The 25,032-nt window shown below is 43.1% G+C and carries 19 protein-coding genes and 1 pseudogene; 10 read left to right on the plus strand and 10 right to left on the minus strand.

What is annotated here, in order from left to right:
• Positions 1-375: 375 nt before the first annotated feature.
• From radC to A1019T_RS03775, 3 genes are all read left to right on the plus strand, one after another.
• Positions 376-1,056: a RadC family protein gene (radC, locus tag A1019T_RS03765; RefSeq protein WP_077450494.1), complete on the plus strand. Its 681-nt coding sequence runs from the start codon at positions 376-378 to the stop codon at positions 1,054-1,056.
• 433 nt (positions 1,057-1,489) lie between these two features.
• A complete protein-coding gene (locus tag A1019T_RS03770) occupies positions 1,490-4,267 on the plus strand; it encodes an acyl-CoA dehydrogenase (protein ID WP_077450495.1) in 2,778 nt (925 codons plus the stop codon).
• A gap of 150 nt (positions 4,268-4,417) precedes the next feature.
• A complete protein-coding gene (locus tag A1019T_RS03775; RefSeq protein WP_077450496.1) occupies positions 4,418-5,011 on the plus strand; it encodes a M23 family metallopeptidase in 594 nt (197 codons plus the stop codon).
• Between the two features lie 29 nt (positions 5,012-5,040).
• Here A1019T_RS03775 and A1019T_RS03780 read toward each other — a convergent pair whose 3' ends face one another.
• Together A1019T_RS03780 and epmB are read right to left on the minus strand one after the other, a co-directional pair.
• Positions 5,041-5,553 carry a c-type cytochrome gene (locus A1019T_RS03780; RefSeq protein ID WP_341864621.1) on the minus strand — a complete coding sequence of 171 codons (513 nt, stop codon included), beginning with the start codon at positions 5,551-5,553 and terminating at the stop codon, positions 5,041-5,043.
• Between the two features lie 125 nt (positions 5,554-5,678).
• A complete protein-coding gene (gene epmB, locus A1019T_RS03785) occupies positions 5,679-6,776 on the minus strand; it encodes an EF-P beta-lysylation protein EpmB (protein ID WP_077450498.1) in 1,098 nt (365 codons plus the stop codon).
• Between the two features lie 57 nt (positions 6,777-6,833).
• On the opposite strand from epmB, the gene efp reads away from it, so the two are divergent.
• The 4 genes from efp (at position 6,834) to A1019T_RS03805 (ending at position 10,139) form a co-directional block, all read left to right on the plus strand.
• Positions 6,834-7,409, plus strand: a complete 576-nt coding sequence (gene efp / locus A1019T_RS03790; protein WP_077447869.1) for an elongation factor P — start codon at positions 6,834-6,836, stop codon at positions 7,407-7,409.
• A gap of 186 nt (positions 7,410-7,595) precedes the next feature.
• Positions 7,596-8,738: a hypothetical protein gene (locus A1019T_RS03795; protein ID WP_077450499.1), complete on the plus strand. Its 1,143-nt coding sequence runs from the start codon at positions 7,596-7,598 to the stop codon at positions 8,736-8,738.
• A gap of 101 nt (positions 8,739-8,839) precedes the next feature.
• The gene (locus A1019T_RS03800; protein WP_077450500.1) at positions 8,840-9,265 is read left to right on the plus strand and encodes a secondary thiamine-phosphate synthase enzyme YjbQ; all 426 of its coding nucleotides are present in this window, start codon (positions 8,840-8,842) and stop codon (positions 9,263-9,265) included.
• A 244-nt stretch (positions 9,266-9,509) separates the two neighbouring features.
• Positions 9,510-10,139 carry a hypothetical protein gene (locus tag A1019T_RS03805; RefSeq protein ID WP_077450501.1) on the plus strand — a complete coding sequence of 210 codons (630 nt, stop codon included), beginning with the start codon at positions 9,510-9,512 and terminating at the stop codon, positions 10,137-10,139.
• Positions 10,140-10,208: 69 nt separating this feature from the next.
• Here A1019T_RS03805 and A1019T_RS03810 read toward each other — a convergent pair whose 3' ends face one another.
• The 4 genes from A1019T_RS03810 to A1019T_RS03825 form a co-directional block, all read right to left on the minus strand.
• A complete protein-coding gene (locus A1019T_RS03810) occupies positions 10,209-10,745 on the minus strand; it encodes a DUF4112 domain-containing protein (RefSeq protein WP_244156525.1) in 537 nt (178 codons plus the stop codon).
• A 139-nt stretch (positions 10,746-10,884) separates the two neighbouring features.
• Positions 10,885-11,835: a 4-hydroxybenzoate octaprenyltransferase gene (gene ubiA, locus A1019T_RS03815; protein WP_077450503.1), complete on the minus strand. Its 951-nt coding sequence runs from the start codon at positions 11,833-11,835 to the stop codon at positions 10,885-10,887.
• Between the two features lie 126 nt (positions 11,836-11,961).
• A complete protein-coding gene (locus A1019T_RS03820) occupies positions 11,962-12,657 on the minus strand; it encodes an HAD-IA family hydrolase (protein WP_077450504.1) in 696 nt (231 codons plus the stop codon).
• A 27-nt stretch (positions 12,658-12,684) separates the two neighbouring features.
• Entirely contained in the window at positions 12,685-13,779 is a 1,095-nt protein-coding gene (locus A1019T_RS03825; protein WP_143514072.1) for an RluA family pseudouridine synthase, read from the minus strand.
• Positions 13,780-14,978: 1,199 nt separating this feature from the next.
• Between A1019T_RS03825 and A1019T_RS03830 the strand changes: the two genes are divergently transcribed.
• Entirely contained in the window at positions 14,979-18,962 is a 3,984-nt protein-coding gene (locus tag A1019T_RS03830; RefSeq protein WP_077450506.1) for an Rne/Rng family ribonuclease, read from the plus strand.
• 128 nt (positions 18,963-19,090) lie between these two features.
• Here A1019T_RS03830 and A1019T_RS03835 read toward each other — a convergent pair whose 3' ends face one another.
• The gene (locus A1019T_RS03835) at positions 19,091-20,014 is read right to left on the minus strand and encodes a DUF808 domain-containing protein (protein WP_077450507.1); all 924 of its coding nucleotides are present in this window, start codon (positions 20,012-20,014) and stop codon (positions 19,091-19,093) included.
• 363 nt (positions 20,015-20,377) lie between these two features.
• Here A1019T_RS03835 and A1019T_RS03840 point away from each other — a divergent pair, with 363 nt between their 5' ends.
• Positions 20,378-22,045, plus strand: a complete 1,668-nt coding sequence (locus A1019T_RS03840; RefSeq protein WP_077450508.1) for a vWA domain-containing protein — start codon at positions 20,378-20,380, stop codon at positions 22,043-22,045.
• 86 nt (positions 22,046-22,131) lie between these two features.
• The gene (locus A1019T_RS03845; protein ID WP_095532559.1) at positions 22,132-22,788 is read left to right on the plus strand and encodes a hypothetical protein; all 657 of its coding nucleotides are present in this window, start codon (positions 22,132-22,134) and stop codon (positions 22,786-22,788) included.
• Positions 22,789-22,948: 160 nt separating this feature from the next.
• Here the strand turns inward: A1019T_RS03845 and A1019T_RS03850 are convergent, their stop codons facing one another.
• The 3 genes and pseudogenes from A1019T_RS03850 to A1019T_RS13185 all read right to left on the minus strand — a co-directional run.
• Positions 22,949-23,287: a RidA family protein gene (locus A1019T_RS03850; protein ID WP_077450509.1), complete on the minus strand. Its 339-nt coding sequence runs from the start codon at positions 23,285-23,287 to the stop codon at positions 22,949-22,951.
• An 80-nt stretch (positions 23,288-23,367) separates the two neighbouring features.
• Positions 23,368-24,633, minus strand: a complete 1,266-nt coding sequence (locus A1019T_RS03855) for an NAD(P)/FAD-dependent oxidoreductase (protein ID WP_077450510.1) — start codon at positions 24,631-24,633, stop codon at positions 23,368-23,370.
• A gap of 306 nt (positions 24,634-24,939) precedes the next feature.
• Positions 24,940-25,032: pseudogene (locus A1019T_RS13185) on the minus strand (RNA-guided endonuclease TnpB family protein); the annotation flags it as partial.

Raw genomic sequence — 25,032 nt, forward strand, 5'->3', positions numbered from 1 at the left:
CTAAGTCTGTTAAAGTTTGGCATGGTCTGATTCGTCTTAAAAATTACTATTATGCCTTTGCTTTAACAGACTTTTTTGTTTTTTTTGTCGTGTGCAGAGAATTTTCATATAGAATAAATCCAAGTTATTAAGCGAGTATAGAAGCGATAGCCATCCAGTAACTGCCTAAATTTGTAACCTATGTTTCAATAAAAATAATAGTTATTATTAAATAATATATAAGATAAACTAAATTATATCTATCTAAAAAAGTATAATGCCACATAGATCTTTACCAATTTTAACGCATTGATTAGATAAATACTGACTTATGATAGCCATCCAACAATATCGGTATTATTTCTATCTTGTTCTACTCGACTATAGGCTTAGAAAATGGCAATAAAAGACTGGCACGAAGACGATCGACCAAGAGAGAAGCTCCTCAATCATGGGCCTGAGCATTTAACAGATGCTGAAATACTGGCGATATTTCTACGGACTGGAACCCAACAGCAATCGGCACTTGAGCTTGCCCGCAGTCTGATTACTCATTTTGGTAGCATCGCTGAATTATTAGCAGCACCAAAAGAGTCCGTATTGGCCTGCCACGGTATCGGCCCAGCAAAATACGCTCAACTTTTGGCTAGCTTAGAGATGGGCAAGCGTTATTTGAGCAGTGAACTAAAAACGGGGAATAACCTCAATCGATCACAAGTGGTGAAAGACTATATAACCACCCAACTGCGCCGTGAGACCAAAGAAGTGTTTGCGGTGCTTTGCCTAGACAATGGCTTAAATTTGTTAGACTTCAAAGTGCTTTTTGTGGGCGGGATTACGTCTTGCTCAGTCTGTATCAAGCAAGTGTTACGCCATGGTCTGCAGCAAGGAGCCAGTCAGCTCATAGTGGCGCACAACCATCCCAATCAAAACGCGACCCCTTCCGCCGCAGATATTCATTTAACCGAAACCTTAAAGGAAGCCTGCCAAACCATCGACTTAAGTTTGATTGACCACATAATAGTCGGACGCAATGACACCCTTTCTTTTGCAGAATCTGGCACTGCTCCCTTTTAATTAGCCTCAGTCATATTCAATGACTTTCCCGCCCCTATTTAATGCTAAAGAGCTTTATTCATTACCTTCATTCATTACAATGTAGCTTGCCCTGTTGTGCGTGAAAAAAGTAAATCAGCCCTGCATTCATTAAAGCCTTTAAAATAAATACCTACGTAATTAACCAATTGTAAAGATTATAGTCTTGATTATCTGCTTTTACCTGCTTACTCTGTAACCTTCTATAGATATAACTGCCTTATTTAGCGTCCTTTATTTTAGTGGCTTTTGTCCTGTGGATTATAGGATAGGTTTAATAAGCTTTTTATTTGTTGCTAATCAAAGATCTCTAGCCCTAAACTAAAGCAATTGTATTTATAAAGAAGTGCAAATAATAAAATATAAGCTTCTGACTTTAACTTTTCATTTATTTTAATTTTTTAGGGTGCAAACTATGACTACCTTAACCTTAGTTGGCTTTTTTATTCTCGCCATACTATTGCAGCTGTTTGCTTTATTGTTGGTTTTTTTATATGGCTTAAGCCGTACTGTCGGTGCTGCACTACTAATCATTATTGCGGTTGTCGCCGGATTCATCGCACCCTGGTCACTTTTGCTCGGCGTCCCCTTAATTATAGGCAGTCTAGTGGTGTTAATTACCCCTCTACGTAAGTCTATGATTAGTGATCCTGCCTATAAAATGTTAGCAGGCGCAATGCCTAGCATGAGTGATACTGAGCGTGAAGCACTAGACGCCGGTACCAGCTGGTGGGAAAAAGATCTGTTTATGGGAGCCCCAGACTGGGATAAATTCTCTGGCTACTCTCATCCGACTTTATCAGAAAAAGAGCAATCATTTATTGATAATGAAGTGGAGACGCTTTGTGCGATGTTAGATGAATGGCAAATTCATCATCATGATAAAGACTTATCACCCGAAGCTTGGCAATACATCAAAGACAACGGATTTTTGGGATTGATTATTCCTGAAAGCTATGGGGGTCGTGAGTTCAGCCCCTATGCTCAAAGCCGTATCATGAGTAAGATTGCTTCAAGAAGTTTAACCGCTGCTGTCAGCTGTATGGTACCCAACTCCCTAGGTCCAGGTGAGTTATTAATGCACTATGGTACTGAAGAACAAAAACAGCGCTGGTTACCAGGCCTAGCTAATGGTACCGAAATTCCTTGCTTTGGTTTAACGGGTCCAGAAGCGGGTTCAGATGCTGGCGCTATTCCTGATACAGGGGTAGTCTGCTATGGCATGTATGAAGGCCGTAAAGTACTAGGCCTAAACATGAACTTCTCTAAGCGCTGGATTACTTTGGCCCCTATTGCCACAGTCGTTGGCCTGGCGTTTAAACTTCATGACCCAGAAGGGTTATTGGGCGATAAAAATAAGACCGACTATGGCATCACTTGTGCCCTAATCCCTGCTAATTATGAAGGGGTTCATACCGGTGAGCGCCACAACCCTGGTTCGCCCTTTATGAACGGAACCGTAGTGGGTAAAAACGTCTTTATCCCTCTAGACTTTATCATTGGTGGTATCGAAAAGGCTGGTAAAGGCTGGCGTATGCTAATGGAATGTCTGGCTGTAGGTCGTGGTATCTCCTTGCCTGCTCTATCTACTTCAGCCGGTGAAATGACTTATCTGACTGTGGGTGCTTTTGCCAAAGTACGTGAACAGTTCAAGATACCGGTTGGTAAATTTGAAGGGGTACAAGAGGCGAGCAGCAACATTGCTAGCAGCACCTATATGTTAGAAGCTTTCCGTCATCTAGTGACTTGTGGTCTAAATGAAGGCGGCACCCCTTCTGTGATGACCGCAATGGCCAAGTACTATGCCACAGAAACCATGCGCAACATAGTGAATGATGGCATGGATATTGTGGGAGGTCGGGCGATTCAGATGGGTCCCCGTAACTTCTTAGCCCTACCTTATCAAGCCATTCCAGTCTCTATTACGGTAGAAGGGGCTAACATTCTGACCCGCTCTCTTATGATATTTGGTCAAGGAGCGATGCGCTGTCACCCTTACTTATTTGAAGAGTTACAGCTGCTACAAAGCGAAGATAAAAAAGAAGCCAAGCATAAGTTTGATGAAATGTTCTTTAAGCATCTAGGTTATACCTTTAACAGAGGGGCCAGATCGTTTGTGGCTGGATATTTTGGGGGTAGTGGCAAAGCACCAAGTTTCGCTGATAGCTTTACCCGTCCTTACTACAAAAAGATTAACCGCTTAAGTGCGAACTTTGCGTTAACCGCAGATATGGCACTGGGTATCTTGGCTGGGGATTTAAAACGCCGAGAAATGCTGTCAGGGCGCTTGGCTGACATCCACGCTCACCTGTTTATTATGACTGCAATTTTAAGATTTTATGCCCAAGGCAGCCAATCTGAATCTGAGCGTTTACATGCTCGTTTGGCATTAGAGAAATCTTTGTATTTGATTCAAGAAGCCTTCTTTGAAATCTATGATAACTTCCCTAACCGTATGGCAGCAGGTCTAGTGAAACTGGTTTGTTTCCCAGGCGGTGACTTTACTGAGAAGCCTAGTGATGAGCTAAAACGTCAAGTGGGTGATTTAATCATGGCTGACGGTAAGGACAACCCTTTCCGTGAACAGTTGAAGTCAATGGTGTACTACACGACTGATCCTGAAGACAATACTGGCCGTATGGAAAACGCTTATCAAATGCTACTACAAGTTGAACCTTTATGGCAGAAGTTCAAAAAAGCTGAGCATAAAGGTAAGTTTGTAGGATTAACCTTTGAAGATCACGTGTTGACCGCTCTAAAAGATGGGGTAATTACTGAGGCTGAGTCAGAACAGCTTATTGAGTACAATGCGGTCCGCTTTGACTCGCTATTAACCGACGTGTTTGATGAACATTTGATTCATGCGCTACCTCGCGAGAATCCACATACCCTAGAGAATGCAGTCGGTAACTTAACTCCTTATGTGATTGAGGCGATTGAGAACCCTTCTACTGCTTCAACTAATGAGCAGTCCGATTTAGCAGAAGACACTGGGGATAGTAATAGCGCCCATGGTTATCAACCAGAGGGGGATGTGAAGACCGCCTCTGAGCAGCAAACTGTAGATGAACAGGTTGACCAAGCGGATTTCGATGAAACTCATGAGGACGACCCTCGTGTTCGTGATGCTGAGCTAACCTTAGAGCAACGTATGGCTCAAAATCATGCTGATAAGCATCGCCATAATAAATAACTGGTAGATGAGTTAAGACTTCAAAAAAAGACCGTCCCTTATGGCACGGTCTTTTTTATTAATCATCAGTCTTATTATTGCGAGCCACTCTGGCCCAATTAACTTTCATATTAGACGTCATGATATTAGAAATTAGAGTAATTGCTACCTATGCCAACCCCCTCTTTTAATCCAAAAAAACCGTCTCAGCCCAGTAGTTTTGTCAGTTTTTTTAAACGATTACTAAAAATCACTCTATTATTGGCCGTAGGCTATCTGGCCTATATTTATTCTGCCGATATTCGCCAAGAATTGACGCGATATGTCAGCAGTTCCATCAAATATAGTAAGCTTATGCAGCAAGCGCCACCTGAGCCCAATAGTTTGCCTAGCCCTATTAAAGAGGCCCACCTAATCGATACTTGGGGAACGGCTAGAAGCGGTGGCCGCAGTCATGAAGGGATAGATATTTTTGCTGTACGCCATACACCAATTTATAGCACCACCCCAGGTATAGTCCGCAAAGTAGGTACCAATCAGTTGGGAGGCAATGTGGTTATGATACTGGGACCAGGCGGATTTAGTCACTATTATGCTCATCTGCAAGACTTTGCGAATATTCAGCCCGGAGACTGGGTCGAGACTGGCGATATCATTGGTTATGTGGGTGACAGTGGGAATGCCAAAGGCACCCCACCTCATGTACACTATGGCATTTACACCCCGTCCGGCGCCGTTAACCCCTTTCCGTTACTGGCTAAATAACTGGCCAAATAGTCCGCAAAAGTCGACTGTTATTTATTTTCATCTTCAGACACAGGCGGTGCATCACGCCCTAAAGTAGATAAATAAGCAATAATATCCTGTCTATCTTCAGCACTGGGTACGGGATCAGACAGCATTCTGGTGTCTGCTAGCACTGCTTCTGGATCCTCAATATAAGAATCTAAGGTATTGGCATCCCATACCCAATTTGCCTGCTCCATGGCTTCACTATATTTATAATCCTTCAGCTGTGCAGAGGGTGCCATATAGACTCCCACTAACTGTGGTCCTTTTTTATTACTACCAGGTCTTAAAGTGTGGCATTGACTACACAACTCTTCATATAGCTTCTCTCCATTTCTGGCATCACCCGCTTCATACACCGGAGCCGTAACCTGCGCTCGGTGATCAGGCGGAGTGGGTGTACAACCGCTACTCAACACTGCTATAAACGATATCAACAGCATCCCACTTATTTTTTTGCCAAAAAAAGTAGCCACTAAGTTTGGAGCACTCATCTTTGCACCCTTAAAATTTAACATTCTCAACTCACTTTTACAGGTAGGGCTTATGACTCTAAATAAATTATTATTGTAAGTAATAAATATTAGGCACTAGGTAGTAGTATTAGCTATTAAAATTACTGATTAACTGGAATTGCCGATTATTAATTCTGATACAAGTTAACTGGGGTTTTAAAAGGTCTATTAGGTAACTCTTGCACCAGTTTTGGCACTAAATAGCCTGGAAGCTGCTCTAGCATTTCCCAGTACAGCTCAACCGCCTGCTGCTTGGCCATATCGAAATGGGCTGCGCCTTCTACTTTATCCAATAGGTGTAAATAATAGGGCAACACCCCTGCTTCAAACAGCCGTTCATTAAGCGCAACTTGGACAGCCACACTATCATTTATGCCTGCCAGTAATACGGTTTGATTCAGTAAAGTAATGCCTTTTTGTTTCGCTTGCAGTAAGTACTGAGCGGTATTTTCATCTATCTCATTGGCATGATTGGTATGGACCACCATGACAATGCGACAACGACTGGCCTCTAAACGCGATAAAAGCTCTGAATCTAATCTTTCTGGAATGACAATAGGCAAACGCGTATGAATACGAATGGTGCTAATTTTAGGCAAAGCCTCTAAGGCATCTAGCCATAAAAATAGACGTCGATTTGAGACACTCAAGGGGTCTCCACCACTGAGTAGCACCTCACGAATTTCAGGATGCTGACTGATATACGCTTGAATAGCCTCCAGTTGTTCTGATTTGGGCAAATTAGCTTGATAGTCAAAATGTTGTCTAAAGCAATAACGACAATGAATGGCACAAGCACCGGTAACGGTTACTAGGACGCGAGAATGATATTTATGCAGTAAACCTTGAGTAGGATTTTGCTCATTTTCTGCTAAAGGGTCAGCCACATAGCCACTAACCTTGACTTGTTCAAGCTTATTGGGTAAAACTTGAAGTAATAAAGGGTCTTGAGCATCGCCCTTTTTCATCTTGGCAACAAAACCTCTAGGCACCCTTAAACCAAAACCTTCAGGAACATACAGCTCAGACTTTAGGTGTGTTAATTCCAAAATAGCTAGCAACTGATCGATATCTGTAATAACATCTGCTACTTGTGTTTGCCAAGTTATAACCTCATTACTGTCCCTACCTTTAGAACCCTCCTCCGAGTTAATCTCAGATGAGCCAGTAACTATTGGTGTAATAGGGATTTGCCTGTTTTTTTGTTTGGGTAAATGGTTTATCATGGGACTCAACATATTTGATTTTTTGTCATTAATTTGAAATGTATCAGGAGCAATATTGTGGCAAGTTTTTCAACTAACGAATTTAAAGCCGGTCTAAAAGTTATGTTCGATGGCCATCCCTGTGCCATTATTGATAACGAATTTGTTAAGCCAGGCAAGGGCCAGGCTTTTAACCGTGTCAAACTACGTAATTTGCGTACTGGTAAAGTATTAGAGCAAACCTTCAAATCAGGCGAAAGCTTGGAAGCGGCGGATGTTGTTGATACTGAAATGAACTACCTATATAACGATGGTGAGTTCTGGCATTTCATGCATCCTGAGACCTTTGAGCAATTACAAGCTGATGCTAATGCAATGGTCGATGCTAAGCAATGGTTAAAAGAAAATGGTAACGATTTATGTACCATCACTTTATTCAACGGTGTGCCCTTATCAGTAACTGCACCAAACTTCGTAGAACTTGAGATTGTCGAAACAGATCCAGGCGTACGTGGTGATACTTCAGGCGGTGGTGGTAAACCTGCTCGTCTAGAAACTGGGGCTGTAGTTCGTGTACCTTTATTCGTTCAGCAAAACGAAATCGTACGTGTTGATACACGTACTGGTGACTACCAAACTCGCGTAAGCCAGTAGTTGTAGGCCGCTAATCCCTTTTAAGGGGTTTTATGCTGCTAGCCAGTCTCAAAAGTTTTATTTGCCTTACTCTGAATCACTATTATACATTCAGTAGCGGTAGAATAAAGCTGGCGAGTCTGGCTATTTTTTTAGCCATTGAATATCCGCCTAATACCCCACCCACTTTTAGAAGTTACCTTTACTATGTCGTATCCGCTACTGCTCCTAATTCTAAGCCTAATTGTCATTGTGCCTACGGTGTTTGTCATCAATGGGCGCTCAAAACAAAAGCTGTTGGGTAATAGTCAGCCCAGCCCCAAATATCTGGGCAATAGTAGCACGGCCAAAAATCAGCAGGCAGCCCGGGCTTCCGCAGAGCAGCTACAAATCGCTAATAACATCGACAAATATCGAAACCACCCTGCTCTGCCCATTAGTTTTCGTCAATTACTAGGCAGGATTCACAGTCAATATCTGGCCCTAATATCAGTAAAAGTAGCCCCAGATCAGCGCTTTACGGTAGATAAACTCGCCGGCTCTCGGCTTGGTGAAATCCTTGAGGACTACCTCGCTTTAGACTCAGACTATGCTGAAAACACCATTATAGACAGCCAAAACAATTTAACTAGCCAAGATATTACCTATGGCCAACTCGCCTCGATGCTTGAGTTTATGCAGCGGGTTCAAAGTGATGGGCAACAGCAGGTAGCTAGCAATATCTTAGCCAACCGTAGCTATTTGCAATCGGTATATGGTGAGTTTCACCCTGAAGCACAGAATAATGATAGCCTACATAATGTAAAAGCCCCTGATATAGAGCTTAGTGAGCTTCAGCAGCTGCCAACCTCAGAGTTATTAACCGAGCGCGGCCACAGCTACCTAGCAGATTGTGACTTAATCGCCCCTAGTGAATTATCTTTGGCAGACAATGCGGACTACTTTGGTACAGAGCTACTGATGCAATTGGGGCAGCTGACCTTCTCTGCAGAAAACACCATAGTTTATAGTGAAGCTTTGTTAGCCAGTGAGATAAATCTATCTGCCTTTGATCAGATATTAACTAAAGCCTTACCTGGTCTATTGCGCAGTACTTTACAAGGCAATACTAATGATAAAAATGATCCCGAAACTGTTATTTCTTCACACCAGCAAGCCTTGTTACAACAAAAAATTGCTCGAGTTCAGCAGTTAATAGACGACTGTTTAAATCGACTGGAGAAAGCTGCGAGTCAACAGTATCAAAGCGGAACCATCTCGTCAGATACCCTTCAGTCTGTCAACAGCACCGTAAAAAGTAAATTGTCTCAAGCGCAGTACTTGTTAGACAGTGGTTTTTTTAAATTATAAGGTTTTAGTAAGTGGCTAGTTTTTAAACGACACATTTTTAAACCACATAGTTTTAGACCACATGTTTTTAGATCACATATTGTTTATTACAGAGGTTACTTATGACTTTTTATCAAACCACCCTTACCCTTCCTGCTTATACTCGTGGCGTTCATATAATCACCGCTCATATTCAGCAATCGCTTAATGAGCTTTTGCCACAGGGCGCTAAAGCAGGCATGGTAAATTTATTTTTACAACACACTTCCGCTAGCTTAACCCTAAATGAGAATGCGGACCCTGATGTTCGCTTAGATACAGAAGACTGGTTAAATCAAATTGCCCCCGCGGACCAGCCCCAATATCGTCACACTTTAGAGGGATCGGATGATCTGCCGGCACACTTTAAGAGTATGATGCTCGGTGTTAGCCTTAATATCCCTTTGGTTAACGGTCAGCTCGGGCTGGGCACTTGGCAAGGTATCTATTTATGTGAACACCGCAATCATGCCAGCGGTCGCCGTTTGGTAATAACCGTCAACCTTTAACCCACTAGAAATATAGCCAAACAACCCTCTAAGCTTTCAATCAGATAGAAATAGCTAAATAACTCATACACATCTTAAACTAGGGTAATTGTGTACAGCTCTAGGCTGTGGTTAACTTTAGGAGTAATTATAAAGTTATCCACAATAAGTAAAAAAACATTAATAACAACAACCATCAATAAAAGTACTGGTATCAAAGCTTATTTGGTTTTATAAATTTTCTGGTTTTATAAAGAGGTAAAGTATGGCTCGCTCATTGTCTAGTAACATTCACCCAAAGCTGCTGCTATCTGGTCTTCTGCTTGGAGGACTAGTGGGATTAACAGCCTGCCAACCCTCGAGCGATGCTCAGGATGAGGCCAATAACCAGGCCCCTGAAGCCTCAAACTCTGCTGAAATATCTGACGACCCTAATAACGCTCAATCGGTAGAAATAATAGATCAGCAAACCCCAGAAGCAGAAGGTGAGCTTAATGAGACCGACTCTGTGCAGCCATCTGAGCTTGAAGAAGCCACACAGACAGAGTCCTCAACAAATACTGTGGGGGCAAGCCCCTCAAAAGATGTGCCCCCTGCTTCAGAAATTCAGGTGACAGATGTTGAATACCAAGATAGCAAGGGACGGAGTATCCATGTGACTTTTCAAACCTCTGCTACGGCTACCTTACAAGCAGATTTAAGACTACCCTCTGGTAAGCGTGTGTTAATGACTGCCCCCACCGGACAGGGCAATAATCCTACTTACCGTTCCACAGATGGCTCTATTGAATTGGTCACTCACGGTGGTGGCTCTAGTATTGATTTATTTTATGAGAATCAAAGGGCTAAATTTGATGCGGTCAATACAGAGTCTGAAATCCTTAAACCGCAGTAGCTTAAAGCTTAAGTACAGCAGTCAAAGCCTATTGGTTAAGAAATTAGGGGTTAAAACTGAAGCGTCAAGCTAGGTATTTGTGGCAAATAGTCCTATAAACCAAACCCCTAATGTCCAGACGGCTACCGCCAATAACACCAATACAATAAGGCCTAAAATATCGGGCACATGTAAGTAAAACCAAGAGACTATTGGGTTTTGCCAAAATTTTGACTGCTGCTGCTTTTTTTGTAGAGATTCATGCATAAAGGGACGGTCAATATGGGCCGTCTCTTGTATCCCATATTCTACTTGCATATGCTCCCGCACAATTTCCAAGGTCTTACGACTGGGTCTCAAGAATATGTCCATAACTGGGCCTGCAACCGGCACCACGCCCACTACCAAGTCAATTAAGGCCAGTCTGACCGCAGGGATTAGTTTTTTGGCAGGTACTCCTAACTTTCTCCCTAACATAAAGGCATAACTGGTTAGTAATAACCCTGCCACATCACCGGCGACAGGTATTGTAGACAAAGCAGCATCTGCTCCCACCCCTTGCTTGGTAAAAGGAATACGCACCAGAGAATCCATACCATTGGCGAATTTGGCCAAACTGCGCTCCATTTCGATTACTTGTTGTCGAGTGAGCCCCTCTTTTATGAGGTTTTGTTCAAACTTCTGTTTGGCTTCTAGCGAAGTTTGGCTGTTTCTGTTTAAAGGAGTCTTGAAAGGTTTCGCCATCAGGGCATCTCATAAATAAAAATTAAGTTAGGCCGTTAAACTCTATCCAAAAGCAGCTTAAAGCCACCACTAAAAACACATAGCGTCCTACCCAAACATTGGCCAAAAAAGCTTTAAAACAAGCCATAGGCACCCGAGTAGCACAGGCTCTATTTTGCTGAGCAAATAAAATAGCAACTAACCCCAAAGCGTAAACAGGAATTAAGCCTAGTCTGGTGTCTGAGAAATAGTGATAAAAGACCACCCCCATCAGTAATAAAAACGCTGTTTGTAGTAAAGAGATGATTAACACATCATAACGGCCAAATAATATCGCCGTGGATTTAACCCCAATTTTTAGATCATCCTCACGGTCGGCCATGGCGTACTGAGTGTCATAAGCCACTGTCCAACACATATAAGCGATAAACAGCAACCAGCACCAGATATCTGGATAGCCTTGCACCGCAACATAAGCCATAGGGATGGCCCAGCCAAAGGCGGCGGCCAAAAATACCTGCGGCAAATGGGTATAGCGCTTCATAAAGGGATAAATAAAGGCCAATATTACCGCCCCTATGGACCAGTAAAAGACCTCTATCGGTAGCCAAAACAATAAGCTGGCACTAATCAGAGATAAGACTAAAAAGGCAGCCATCGCCTCTTTTGCTGACAGTCTGCCCTCAGCTAATGGCCGCCCTTTGGTGCGGCTGACCGAGCCATCCACCTTTCTATCTGCAAAATCATTAATGGCACAGCCCGCTGCCCGCATCAATATCGCCCCTAACGCAAAAATGAGCAGTACCGACCAAGAAGGCAACACACTGGGCAATGCCGTTACCTGAGCGGGAGCCTTAATTAAAGCATCGCCAAAAGCAGCTAAGAACACTGCCCAAAGCGTGGGCCATAACAATAGCTCAATGCCCACAGGCTTATCGAAGCGGGTCAAGTGAATATAGGCTTGAAGTTTATTTTTAAAATTGGAGTGAGTCATAGCAAGTCAGCAAAGCTATCAGTTACACCGAAGCGGTGCAGTTTGTTAAAAAGATTCATTGAAAAAATAATAAATTAGGAGCCATAGCAAAGTTAAGCCCCTACAAAACAGCACTTTTAATGAAGTTTAGTCTGCGGTTAAAAGCTTGACCAGCTGCGAAGGTGTATCCACCTGATAGGTTGGGGACTCTGCGCTAAGCACTTGGCCATTAGCGGCCCCATAATTCACAGCAATAGAGGTCATGTTTAACTGGTTTGCCATTCGTATATCATGGATACTGTCGCCAACAAAGACTGCATCGGCCACCTTATAACCTGTCTCTTGTAGGATATCTTGTAGCATCTGTGGATTTGGCTTAGAGCCAGACTCATCCGCACAGCGGCTACTGGCAAAATAATGACGGCTTTGTGAATAATCCATGACCCGATCAAGCCCTGCTCGCTTTTTACCGGTCGCTACTGCCAGCAGTTTCTCCTGTACTCTGAGCTGCTGCAACATCGCCTCAATCCCCTCAAAAAACTGCGAGTGTGGCTGATTGGGCAAAGTGCTGGCATGAATATAATAGTCGGCATAGCTTTGCTGTATCGCTAAGTGCTGCTCTGCAGTGGCCTGGGGATACAAAGTCTGTATCCCGCGGATAAGGCTTAATCCAATGATAGACTTTACTTCTTCATCAGTGGTGTAAAAGCCATTGGCCTCGCCAGCAATGTGCATAGACTTCACAATTAAGCCTATCGAGTCCATTAAAGTGCCATCCCAATCGAAGATAATCAGCGATTTTTGCTTTAAGTCATGCCCAACATTAGCGGCAAGTTCACTCATAGTATTCTCATTTTTCGATAACTAGGCTTAATCTAACTTAAAATCTGCAGGCAATAGCGACTGCATATCCTCAGGTAGCGGTGCTTTAATTTCTTCATAGTCAGGCACATCTAATTTCCAAGCATGCAAACACAGGCGGCGCACATCAGACTTATCATTAATATGATACTTATCGTCCCCTAAAATAGGGTGACCTAAATAAGCCAAATGAACGCGGATTTGGTGGGTACGCCCCGTATGTGGCATGGCTTCTATTAAGCTAACAGGCTCACCGTTGATTTCAAAACGGGTCAATACTTTACAGCTTGTTTGACTAGATTTGGCCTCTGGATTGCCTTTGTCTACTTTCACTCTACGCTCGCCACTGGCAAGGGTATAACGTAATAAAGGCGCATCAATACTGATATCATTTAAGGCCGGCTGCCCTTTGACGATACATAGATAATGCTTCTGGATAGTCTTTTCACGCAGACGCTCTTGTAAAGCTTTTAGGGTCGAGCGCTTCTTGGCAATCATCAGTAAGCCCGAAGTGTCTTTATCAATACGATGCACCAACTCTAAGTACTTTTTATTGGTTGCATCTCGCATGGCTTCAATAACCCCGAAGTCTATGCCACTGCCGCCATGTACTGCCATACCTGAAGGCTTATTAAGCACGATAAGTCCTTCATCCTCAAAGACCACACGCTCAAGTAAGCTTTTGGCAAAGCCTTCACTAATCACTGGTTTTTCACGAGTGGCCAATCTCACAGGAGCAATGCGTACCACGTCACCCCGCTCAAGGTTATCATAAGGCTTACAGCGCTTATTATTGATACGCACTTCATCGGAGCGAATCATTTTATAAATATGAGCACGTGGCATGCCTTTTAGACGCGCTAATAGGAAATTATCTACCCTTTGGCCATGCTGATTGCGGGTCACTTCTAGGTGATTAACTTGACCAAAGTCTTTGATATCTCCATCAGCACTTTGGGGGCGCGCCTTAGTTGAATGGCGTTTTACCTGAGAGGCTTCAACGCCCACACTGGCCATTAGGCCCTCTAGGTCTTGCTCTATTTTTGGATTTTTATGGTTCATTTTTTCTGCAGTTTTCTCGTAATTTCGATTTGATTTTGACATATTTTGTTAGGTGTTTGGCAAAAGATTTGGTATAGTCTAACACGTTGACTTTGTGTCTCGTGTATTGTTATCAATAACGGCCTATTTTTAGGGCTCTTTTATAATTTCACTCGATGACACCATTATTTGATCTGTAGTTGCGACAGCTTACCTGTATAGCAATGAGCATCTTGTCATGTATTCTGTAAAGAGTATAAAGTCAGCCCACAACGTTATTTTTATAAACAATGATTTTGGGTAAGTGGTTTAGAAGCTTACAACTTCCTTTTGCCGACTTGGCACCACACCCCATGTAAATTTAACATGTACACAATGTTCTAATACCTTAGAAATATAATAGCTTTGGCCAAAAGCCACTGCTAGTTAATAAAAGCCCAGTGCCCTAACGTAGCCGCTAGTCAAGCCGTGTAAACTTACAACTTACTCGGAACAATTCTAAGCTACCCCTTAGACCCGCTGGTAATAAGCATGAATATTTAAGACCAAATTCTGCCAATTGACGGTCAAATAACAGTAATGAAACACTTAATAGATTTTGCTTTTTGTCATGATGAAAAAGCCGTTATTTGCCAAGTACGCCCCGTCAAATTGAGCTATAAATTGATAATGAGATAAAACTTTAGGATTTTTAAATTTAATTGATTAAGTTTATATAATTAAGACAGACGATCTTTCTGGTCACTGACCCTTTGCTAATGACAATATAAGTTAGTAAGTCACACCAGTATGACATAAGGATGACCTTACACCTCTCCTTATCAGCATTAAATAGTTCAGCTCGGAACGCCTTAATTATGACTATTTTCAACCTTAAGCATTAACGTAGTAAGACAGTTTCTAGTTAACTGAAGCTGAAAAAGCAGCAAATACTGAATACAGACATCCAGTAATGATTGTGCCTTTCAAGAGCCCTTTAGCTTTAATATATCTTGAAAGCTCATCACAAGCTGCCAACTTAATGACAGCCAGACGCTCAAACTGACTGCTACCTGCCTAATGTTTAAATAAATAACCTCTAAAAAAGTTTGCTTACAAGCTCTTATTCTTGGTCTGCTTACTCATAAAATACCGTTAGTTTTACTGTCTTATCAGAAAAATGCGTTATTGAAATAGAAGGCTTATATTTTAGCTCTCTTCATGCTCAAGCTTATCTTCTAAGTATCAGCCATTGTGTGTCATGACCTAACTAGGACACAGCAATGAAACGCATACTTATTAACGCCACCCACAACGAAGAAGTTCGTGTTGCTCTATGTAAAGGCAACCATCTTTATGACTTCGATCTTGAAAACCGCACCCGCGAACAGAAAAAAGCCAACATCTATAAAGGTCACGTTACCCGCGTAGAACCTTCTTTAGAAGCAGTCTTTGTTGAGTATGGCTCAAAACGCCAAGGCTTCTTGCCCGTACGTGAAATCGCTAGCGAATACCTATCAGGCAACCCTCGGGAAGAGAATATCCGTAAGCTAATCAAAGAAGGCGATGAGCTTATCGTTCAAGTTGAAAAAGAAGAGCGCGGTAATAAAGGCGCTGCCCTATCGACTTATGTATCGTTGGCAGGTCGCTACTTGGTATTAATGCCAAACAACCCTAAGGGCGGCGGTATCTCACGTCAAATCTCAGGCAAGTTACGCGAAGACATGAAGCGTATGCTGGGTAATTTAGACCTACCAAAAGGCATGAGCGTTATCGTCCGTACCGCTGGTATCGGCAAAACTCAAGAAGACTTGCAGCATGATTTAAACCATCTGCTTAACATCTGGAATGCCATCCAAGATCAAAACAAAAAATACGCCTCCCCTCGCCTAGTGCATCAAGAAGCTGGTGTGGTAACTCGTGCTGTGCGCGACTATCTACGTGATGATATCGCTGAGATTTGGATTGATAATGAAGAAGCTTTCATTGAGGCTGAGACCTTTATAAAAGCGGTTATGCCAACTCAAATTGATAAGCTACGCAAATACACCGACTTTGAGCCTATGTTCTCAAGCTTCAACGTTGAGCGCCAAATTGAAACCGCTTATCAGCGTGAAGTACGCCTACCTTCTGGCGGTTCAATCGTTATTGACCAAACAGAAGCTTTGGTCTCTATCGATATTAACTCGGCCAAATCTACCAAAGGTGCCGACGTTGCCGAGACCGCTTATCATACTAACTTAGAAGCGGCCGATGAGATTGCGCGTCAATTACGCCTACGTGATATGGGCGGCCTGATTGTTATCGACTTTATTGATATGAACGATAGCAAACATCAAAAGGATGTGGAAAAACGCTTGGTTGAAGCCACTAAATACGACCGTGCCCGCGTCCAGTTTGGCGAAATTTCACGCTTTGGCTTGATGGAAATGAGCCGTCAACGTCTGCGTCCTTCTCTAGAAGAATCGACCGGTTATATCTGCCCACGTTGTCATGGCAACGGCATGATTCGTGACCTGCGCTCTTTGTCTTTGTCAATTATGCGTCAAATCGAACAGACCGCACTAAAAGAGCGTCATGGTGAGGTACAGGCTGAAGTACCTACCGATATTGCCGCATTTTTATTAAACGAAAAACGCGAGAGCTTAGTATACCTAGAGCAAGACAGTGGTACCCGTATCACTATTTTGCCTCACGCCCACCTTGAGTCGCCTAACTTTAATCTACACTTTAACCATCACGGCTTTGCTCCAGCAAGCTATGAGCGTGTGACCGATACTCAGCAACAAGAAACCAGTGGTCTTGGTTATGAAGTAGATTGGCAGACGGCTGAAGCAGAACGTCCAGAGCAGCAGCCTACTCGTCAGCCTCGCCAACCTAGTGCGGATCAGACGAAAAAAGTAGCCGGCAAGCCTACTGCAACTGAGCCAGTAGTCACTCCTGCACAAGCGCCAGCCAGTCAAAAACAAGCTCAAGTGGAACAGGCCAAACCTGCTGCTGTGGCTTGGTTATCTAACCTGTTTGCACCAACCCCACAAGCGCAAATGTCCGCCACTGTGAGCAGTGCTGATGCCGCTCAAGCCATTGAAGCTATCGTCAATACTGGTGCTCAAAGCCGTGGTGCTTTTGGTCAAGTAAGTACAACGCCTGTTACGGCTGCTCCACAATCTGCCGCTGTGGTAACAGAACCTGCGCCGCAGACTGGGACAGAAAGTCAAGACGACAGCAGCAGCGAAAGTGAAAATGACAAAGATCGTCGTCGTTCACGCAACAATAGAAGTCGTAACAAATACGACAAACGTGCTAAGTCAGAAAGTCGTCGTCGCCAGCCTGAAAAAGAGGACCAAAAGTCGACTCAGCAGACAGACAAATCGGATACTCAGACATCTGCTCCGAGTCAGCACAGTGACACCAGTGCTAAAGAGTTGCCAAAACGTGAACCTAATAGTAGACGTGAGTCAAGGGGTCCAATTGAGCGTGGTGAGACCAAGCAGCCACACAGCAAATCTTCTAGCAGCAACCAAGATCAGCGCGCTAAGCATGAAGACAAAAACAAAGGCGCTGATAAGAACGGTGCCCGTGCTCAAAGTGAGCGTCAAGTAGATCCTAATGAAGTGAACTTAAGAGTGACCGAAGCTGAAGTAACGCTGAAGAAGCCAGAAGTGGTTCATATCTCATTGGACGATACAAAAGCTGAGCAAGCTAATGAGGCCAAATCTGAAAAATCTGATAAACCAGAGGCTACGGCCTCTGCTAAATCGGACGACAAACCAGCTGCTAAAGCACAACCAAGAACGGCTGCTACAGAAAAAAGTGTAGAGAAAGCGGTTAAAGTTGAATCAGAACACGAAAAATCTGAGAAGGCTGAAACCCAGCAGACCCAAGCTGAAGAGCAAAAGCCTGCTAAGCCAGAAGGCACTGAAAAAGCAGCTGAAGCGAAACAGGCCGATGATACCGCGGCTGCTAAAGCTGAGAAAGTGACTGAAGAGCCGGCAAAAGAGAAAGTTGAAACGGCTAAGCAAAAAACCAAACCAGTCGCAACGAAACCCGTTCAAGAAAATGAGACTGAAAGCGATAACGGTAGCTTAAGCTTTGACACAAGTGAGTTGTTTGCGGATCGTTATGTGGCCGCGCAGAAGTTTGGTCAAGCCAGCAATGACCCTCGCTTAATCAAAGCTTCTTTAATGAAGCAAAGTGAAGAAGTGACTGACACTGAGCAGCCTCAAGCGGCACCAGCAGCAGTCATTACTGGTACCGTGGGTCAGTTTATTCATACTCATCTGGCTCAGCCCAGCATGCGTTTGGCCAAAGATGGGGTTATTACCTGTTTCTTAGCTGCTTTAAATGCGCACAAAGAAACCTCAGGCAGTCACTCCAAGCCTGCTGCCAAGCGTAAGTCAGCTAAGAAAAATAGCGCTAATGCGGCACAAGCCTTTAGCTTTGTAAACTATGGCTATCAGTCATTGTCTCCTAGCTATTTAGAGCGCTTCGCTCAGATGACCTCTGCTGTGGCTGCTCATAATGTTGAGCAAGGTAAAACAGAGGTTGAGCCAAGCCCTATTGGCGCCAGAGCGTCGAATGACCCCCGTGGTCAACATCCTGACTACACTGCACCGGAGACTGATACCGCTCCTGATGTAGAGGCTTCAACAGCAACATCTGAGGCTAAGCCTACTACTGCGGAAGCAGATCAAGAGTCGACTGCAGAAGCTAACGCTGCAGCAGAAGCAGTAAAGCAGACTGATAGCTCGCCCTCTAAGGCATCAATGGCAAGCCTACTGACCCTAAATGTGGGTGGCTTTATTAACCAAGTGCTAGGACAAGAAGGCTTAGATATTATTCAGTCTGGTCACACAGAGACGGCTTTCTTAAAAGCCATGAGTCAACCTTCAGATCAGCTGTTATCGGCGGCTCGAAGATTAACTTCTGGCACCCCTGAGCAGCAAGTCGCTCAGGGCTTAGAACAGCCTGCCGCAGCTTTGGTCAATGAACCGCAAGCCGATGAGGTGAGTGAAGAGAGCTCTGAGGTATTGCAGGAAACTAAGTCTGAAACTCAAGAGAACGCAACTGGTGCTTCCAATAAGACTAGTATCGAGACTTATAAGAGCATGATTGAAAACATCTCTGAGCAGCTTTTACCCCAGACTGGTCTATTAAATCTGACCTCTCCTAAGGTGCCTAAAGCTCGCAGTCGTAAGAGCAAAGAAGAGCCTAAAAAGCAGACTCAATCAGACAATAAGTCTAGCAATAACAATGACAGCCAATAGCGCGTCTAATAAATAAACTTTAAGATATAAAAAAAGGCCACTTGTCATAAGTGGCCTTTTTTACGTCTTAGTTTTATTAATAAGGTTTGTATTTAAGTTTGTATTTAATCAGTGCTCATAAAGTCAGCTTAATGGGCAGCCGAACCAGAACGTGCTTTTTTGATTAGGGTCACAATAAGTAATACCACCAAACCAATAGCAAAACCGATAACCCCATTTAAAAGGTTAGCAGACAAACCTTCAAATACTCCCGTTAAGTCGGCAAGGTCTTCTACTGCATGCTCTAAGCTATTCACACCATGAACAATAATACCACCACCCACTAAGAACATCGCTAGCGTACCTACGATAGTTAATACTTTCATCAACTTAGGCGCTGCAGATAGTAAAAACTGGCCTATTTTTTGAGTAGTATTACTGGCCCCTGGCTTTTGCATCATATGCAGACCTATGTCATCAATTTTGACAATAAAACCAACTAGGCCGTAAATACCAATAGTAACTGCAATTGCGATAACTGAAAGTGCTAAACTCTTATCTACCAAACTTGCGGCAGTCATAGTCCCCAAACTAATCACCACAATTTCAGCCGATAAGATAAAGTCGGTACGGATGGCTCCTTTTACCTTTTGTTTCTCCATGGCTACTAGGTCCACACTTTCATCAGCATTTGCCGCTACTCGTGCTTGATGCTCTTCATCATCGGGTAAAAGTCTCGGCCAAAACTTATGAACCACTTTTTCAGCGCCTTCATAAGATAAAAACAAGCCTCCGACCATAAGTAACGGCGTAATAAGCCAAGGCGCAAAAAAACTAATTAAAAGTGCGGCGGGTACAAGGATTAGTTTATTTACAAAAGAGCCTTTTGCCACTGCCCAGACTACAGGCAACTCACGACTGGGCTTAACCCCACTTACCTGTTCAGCATTTAGCGCCAGATCATCACCCAATACCCCAACCGTTTTTTTGGCAGCGACTTTGGTCATAGTTGCTACATCGTCCATAATCAGACTAATATCATCGAGTAACAGTAATAGACTACCACCTGCCATAAAATCTCCTTAGCTATTCGCAACTTAGCTTACTGTCTCACAAAATGTGAATAATAGCCGCTAATAAAACCATAGTTAAAACTACAGTTAAAGCAGCCTCACAGTAAACCAATTGCGATATAAAGTTTAGTATTTATTTAATTAATGCCGTTAGTTTATCTCGTAATTTAACTAAAATCATATTACGATTGTAAGCAGAGCAAGTTTTTTATGGTTTTATTGCAACTGCCTCTACTTTTTCTAGTGCTAAGGGGAGTTTAAAGCTGTTAACTTTAAACATTATAGAGTTTCCTCTTAAACTTAATATAATCTCTAGATTGATAAAGAAGCCCCCTACTGCCTTCAAATAGACAAGGATTGACTATGACATCACTTTCATTATTTAAACGACCTTTACTGCTCACCTCATTGACTGCCTTAACTTTGTCCGCACTCAACGGATGTAGCACACAGCAAGATATCTCCAGCGCCAATGAGCCCAGTAGCGACGTTATTCAAAATTCTCAGATGGTTGAGGCCACACCGGTAATCTTGGTTGAATCCAATAGCGCTTATAGCAAAATGGCAGCGCCAGCCAGTATTCAAGCTCCGTCTCCAATGCCCTCAATTAGACCCCCTGTTTCTACCTCTGAAAACTATGCTGAGATAGAACGTAATGCTGTCCATGCGACTCATGAGCAAGCTTTTGCCACTTTAAGCATTGATACCGATACTGGCAGCTATGCCAACGTCCGCCGCTTTTTAAATAATGGCAGCCTACCCCCGACCGACGCCGTCAGGGTAGAAGAGTTAATCAATTATTTTAATTATGACTTTAAAAATGCTGCCAAACAAAGTGGCTCCCCATTTTTAGTCAGCACTGAAGTGGTTAACTCACCTTGGCATCCGACCAATCGTATTGTCAAAGTGGGCATCAAAGCAGAAGATGTTGTGACCAATAACCAAAATCAACCTGCTGCCAACTTAGTGTTTTTAGTGGATGTTTCAGGCTCAATGAATAGCAGTGATAAGCTGCAGCTGGCGAAATCTAGCCTTAAAATACTGGCTAAAGAGCTGCGCGCGCAAGACACCATTACGCTAGTAACTTATGCAGGGAATACTGAGGTGGTATTACCCGCAACCCCAGGCAATCAAACTCAAAAAATTCTCAACGCCATTGATAACTTATCCGCCAGTGGCTCAACCAATGGCGAAGCGGCTATTAAACTGGCTTATCAACAAGCGCAACAAAATTTCAAGAAAAACGGTATTAACCGCATCTTAGTGCTCACTGATGGCGACTTTAATGTGGGGGTATCTAATGTCAAAGATATGCTAGATATTATCCGCAGCAATCGCGATAAAGGCATCTCTTTATCTACTTTAGGTTTTGGTCAAGGCAATTACAACGATCATATGATGGAGCAAGTTGCAGATAACGGCAATGGCAACTACAGTTATATTGACTCTCTGTCAGAGGCTAAAAAAGTATTGATTGATGAGATGTCTTCTACCTTTAATACCGTGGCCAAAGACGTTAAAATTCAACTTGAATTTAACCCAGCTGCTGTCTCTGAGTGGCGCTTGATTGGCTATGAAAATAGACTACTGGCCAAAGAAGACTTTAATAACGATAAGGTAGAGGCTGGAGAGCTTGGTGCTGGTAAGTCTGTCGTGGCACTATTTGAAGTGACCCCAGTAGGCCAAAAAGGACTGCTCGATGCCAGTCGCTATCAAAAGACAGCGTTGACCAACAAAAATAACAGCGAGCTTGGCTATTTAAAAATTCGCTATAAAGCACCTCAGTCAGACACTTCAAAGCTACTGACCTTTCCTATTGCTAATAAAGTCAGTAACGCTTCAGCAGACACTAAGTTTGCAATGGCTGTCGCAGGCTATGGGCAACTGCTGACTAATAGTAAGTATGTCAATGATCTAACCTATGACCAAGTGGCACAATTGGCCAAACCTGGACTAAACAGCGCCTTAGATAAAACCAATAGCCGAGCTGAGTTTATAAAACTGGTCGAATTGGCCAATGACTTACAATAGATAAACTTTTATAATCTTTTATACCTTTTTATAAAAATCATGAGCTGACCTGATTCACAGCGTCAGCTCTACTTTTGAGACCTGCTATGCAAACCCAAAAAGTGCAAACCCAAAAAACGTCCTATCAACAACCCCTAAAAAATCTATTACCGGCCTTCGCCTTACCTATAGCAGTCGCTTCTACAATATTACTCGCTGGCTGTAATGAGCAGACGGATAGTAACGGGAATACTCAGCCAGAGGTCGTTGAAACCTCAGAGCAGAGTACCATATCTGATGTAGACACCAGTGGGTCTACTGATACTGAAAATGTAGATACTGGCGAGATGGTCTCTACTCGCGACCAGCCTTTATCCATTGACTGGAGCCGTATCGACTCAGGTCAAAAACCCATTGCTCCCGAAGAGTTTAACTATCCTTTTGAGCTAGACGGTGAGTCAGTAAAGTCACAAGCCAAATTCTCAGACATTACTCCAGAGCAAGCGCAGCATACCTTAACAGTGGGTATGGCCAGTAATGAGCCCCTGGAGAAACTACTGGATCAATTGGGCGACAGTTACTTGTCCCATAAATTCTCTGAAAGTGAGGCAAAGCTAATTGTTTATACCACCCCAAACGTCAAACCCAGCCAGCATGACTATGTTATTGCTCATGAGTTTGCGCGTGGCCTAACCCTACCTATCGAGATTATCCCGCAGCCTAAAGCTGAGGACGTAAAATCGACCCAACCCGCCACTAAATAAGCGAGTCTAATGGGTTTTCTTTGATGATTAACCCATTCAGTTGTGTGCCTACTCTCTAGCTTGTTTAATAAAAAAAAGACAGCATATTAATGCTGTCTTTTCTATTTTCTTTTTAGTTCAACCGTGAACGGTAACTTTAAATAAGAGCCAAAACTCAGTTTTAAACTGCTGCAATAACGGTTATCTCAACCAGTAAATCAGGGCTGGCCAAGGCAGACTCGCCACAAGCACGAGCGGGGGGAACAACGTCACTAAACCACTTCTCCCATACCTCATTCATGGCGTCGAAGTCAGACATGTCTTTTAGCCAAACTGTGGCGGACAATATTTTTGACTTGTCACTTCCTACCTCTTCTAGTAAAGCTTTAATTTTTTCTAGAGTAGTTAAAGTTTGTGCCGAAATATTCTCATCCGCATTCCCTACTTGACCACTTAGATAGATGGTCTCATTGTGGATGATAATCTGACTCATACGCTGATCGCTATGTAATTTTTGCATACTCAGTCTCTTTTTTACGAATTTTTAAACCAGCGAAGTTTTATCAACCTCACTGGCTTTGGTTCACAGTTTAAAAGCTATTAACGACCAAAACGCTCAGCACTAAATGGAGTAGCATCAATATATAATGGCTTATTATTGATCATCTCTTCTACTAAGCGTCCTGTGGCTGGGCCTAAGGTAAAGCCTTGATGCGCATGACCAAAAGCAAACCACAGCTTTTCATGTCTTGGTGCAGGACCAATAACCGGCTTCATATCGGCCATACAAGGTCTAGAGCCACACCACGCTTCTGATTCAACTGCCTCTTCTAATGGCAATACGTCTTTGGCAATTTTCAATACCGCTTCAAGCTGACCAAAATTCTTTGGAGCATTTAATGTGGTCATTTCAGCACCCGTGGTAATGCGAATGCCTTGCTCCATCGGGCCCATTAGATAGCCTTTTTCGGCATCAAACAAGCTGTGGCCGATACGGTTGCCTTCACTAACTTTGAAATGTTGATGGTAACCACGCATTGGGAACAATGGGAAGTTATAGCCTAAAGGAGCGGTCAGTTCTGTTGACCAAGGACCAGCGGCAATCACCACATGGGTACTGTTATAAGTAGCCAACTCACCCTCAGCCGCTTCAATGGTTACTTGCCAGCTTTTGTCTTCCATTTGTTCAATGTTCTTGACAGCGCCTTGCTTGATTTCACCCTGCATAGCCTCGAAGCTTTTGGCATAAGTTTTCACCAAACGACTTGGGTTTTTTACCTGCCAAGAGTTCTGCCAGTGGATACCACCGATGAATTGGTCAAAATTAACATTTGGCTCAAATTCTTTTAACTCTTCAGGAGTTAATAGCTTGTACTGAACCCCTTTGGTAGCAGCTCTTTCAGCCAATTTAATGGCTTCATCGTATTTTTTCTGGGTGCGGTAAATCTCAAACCAACCGCCTTTACGCACTAAATCATCAGCCCCTGACGCTTGAATCATTACATCGTGCTCACTGGTGCAATGCTCAATTAAAGTCGCCCACTCATCTTCGATTTTGGTTAATTTTTTGGGCACTGAGTTGGTCCAATACTGATACAACGCGCTTTGATAGTTAAACAAAGCAGACCAACGATAACGGATGTCAGTACTGGTGTTCGGCAGTACTCTGAAAATCTCGCCCATTTCACGTGGGAAAGCTTTTGGATATACCGCCTCTCTTTGAATTAAACCTGCGTTACCATATGAGGTTTCTTCACCTGGAGCTTTTTTATCAATTACTAAAACTTTGGAGTTGTTTTTTTGTAGGTGCCATGCAATTGAGGTGCCTACCATACCCGAGCCAATCACAATAACGTCGTATTGCATAAAAGTTCCTTAAAGTTAGACCCACGAAATAAAATGCGAGACTAATAAGTTAGATTATTCAATAAAAAAGCACGCCCCATGAGATTTGATTGATGAGTCGTGCACTGTATTATGATACCGCTTTTATTAGGGCAACGTGGCACTAATTTGATTGAGTTTTTAAATCATTTATAGCTTTATGTTTTATTATATTTTAAGTAGCTAATAAGTCTTGTCACCGATTCCCATAAAAAAAACCATCACTATTCAATGATGGCTTTTTGCTAGATAGCACGATTTAGTTAACTCATTGACCTCCTCCCCTCGCTAAACCGAGGGGATTCCTACAGCTAGACGGTCAAGCCCGACCGCGAGGATGTTCTTAGCAGCATTGATATCTCTATCATGCCATGTGCCACA

This window comes from Psychrobacter piechaudii (assembly GCF_900162825.1).
GTDB lineage: Bacteria > Pseudomonadota > Gammaproteobacteria > Pseudomonadales > Moraxellaceae > Psychrobacter > Psychrobacter piechaudii.

Coding starts and splice junctions, on each gene's coding strand:
- radC (WP_077450494.1), top strand. CDS start 376: ATGGCAATAAAAGACTGGCACGAAGACGATCGACCAAGAGAGAAGCTC.
- A1019T_RS03770 (WP_077450495.1), top strand. CDS start 1,490: ATGACTACCTTAACCTTAGTTGGCTTTTTTATTCTCGCCATACTATTG.
- A1019T_RS03775 (WP_077450496.1), top strand. CDS start 4,418: ATGCCAACCCCCTCTTTTAATCCAAAAAAACCGTCTCAGCCCAGTAGT.
- A1019T_RS03780 (WP_341864621.1), bottom strand. CDS start 5,553: ATGTTAAATTTTAAGGGTGCAAAGATGAGTGCTCCAAACTTAGTGGCT.
- epmB (WP_077450498.1), bottom strand. CDS start 6,776: ATGATAAACCATTTACCCAAACAAAAAAACAGGCAAATCCCTATTACA.
- A1019T_RS03795 (WP_077450499.1), top strand. CDS start 7,596: ATGTCGTATCCGCTACTGCTCCTAATTCTAAGCCTAATTGTCATTGTG.
- A1019T_RS03800 (WP_077450500.1), top strand. CDS start 8,840: ATGACTTTTTATCAAACCACCCTTACCCTTCCTGCTTATACTCGTGGC.
- A1019T_RS03805 (WP_077450501.1), top strand. CDS start 9,510: ATGGCTCGCTCATTGTCTAGTAACATTCACCCAAAGCTGCTGCTATCT.
- A1019T_RS03810 (WP_244156525.1), bottom strand. CDS start 10,745: ATGGAGCGCAGTTTGGCCAAATTCGCCAATGGTATGGATTCTCTGGTG.
- ubiA (WP_077450503.1), bottom strand. CDS start 11,835: ATGACTCACTCCAATTTTAAAAATAAACTTCAAGCCTATATTCACTTG.
- A1019T_RS03820 (WP_077450504.1), bottom strand. CDS start 12,657: ATGAGTGAACTTGCCGCTAATGTTGGGCATGACTTAAAGCAAAAATCG.
- A1019T_RS03825 (WP_143514072.1), bottom strand. CDS start 13,779: ATGTCAAAATCAAATCGAAATTACGAGAAAACTGCAGAAAAAATGAAC.
- A1019T_RS03830 (WP_077450506.1), top strand. CDS start 14,979: ATGAAACGCATACTTATTAACGCCACCCACAACGAAGAAGTTCGTGTT.
- A1019T_RS03835 (WP_077450507.1), bottom strand. CDS start 20,014: ATGGCAGGTGGTAGTCTATTACTGTTACTCGATGATATTAGTCTGATT.
- A1019T_RS03840 (WP_077450508.1), top strand. CDS start 20,378: ATGACATCACTTTCATTATTTAAACGACCTTTACTGCTCACCTCATTG.
- A1019T_RS03845 (WP_095532559.1), top strand. CDS start 22,132: ATGCAAACCCAAAAAGTGCAAACCCAAAAAACGTCCTATCAACAACCC.
- A1019T_RS03850 (WP_077450509.1), bottom strand. CDS start 23,287: ATGCAAAAATTACATAGCGATCAGCGTATGAGTCAGATTATCATCCAC.
- A1019T_RS03855 (WP_077450510.1), bottom strand. CDS start 24,633: ATGCAATACGACGTTATTGTGATTGGCTCGGGTATGGTAGGCACCTCA.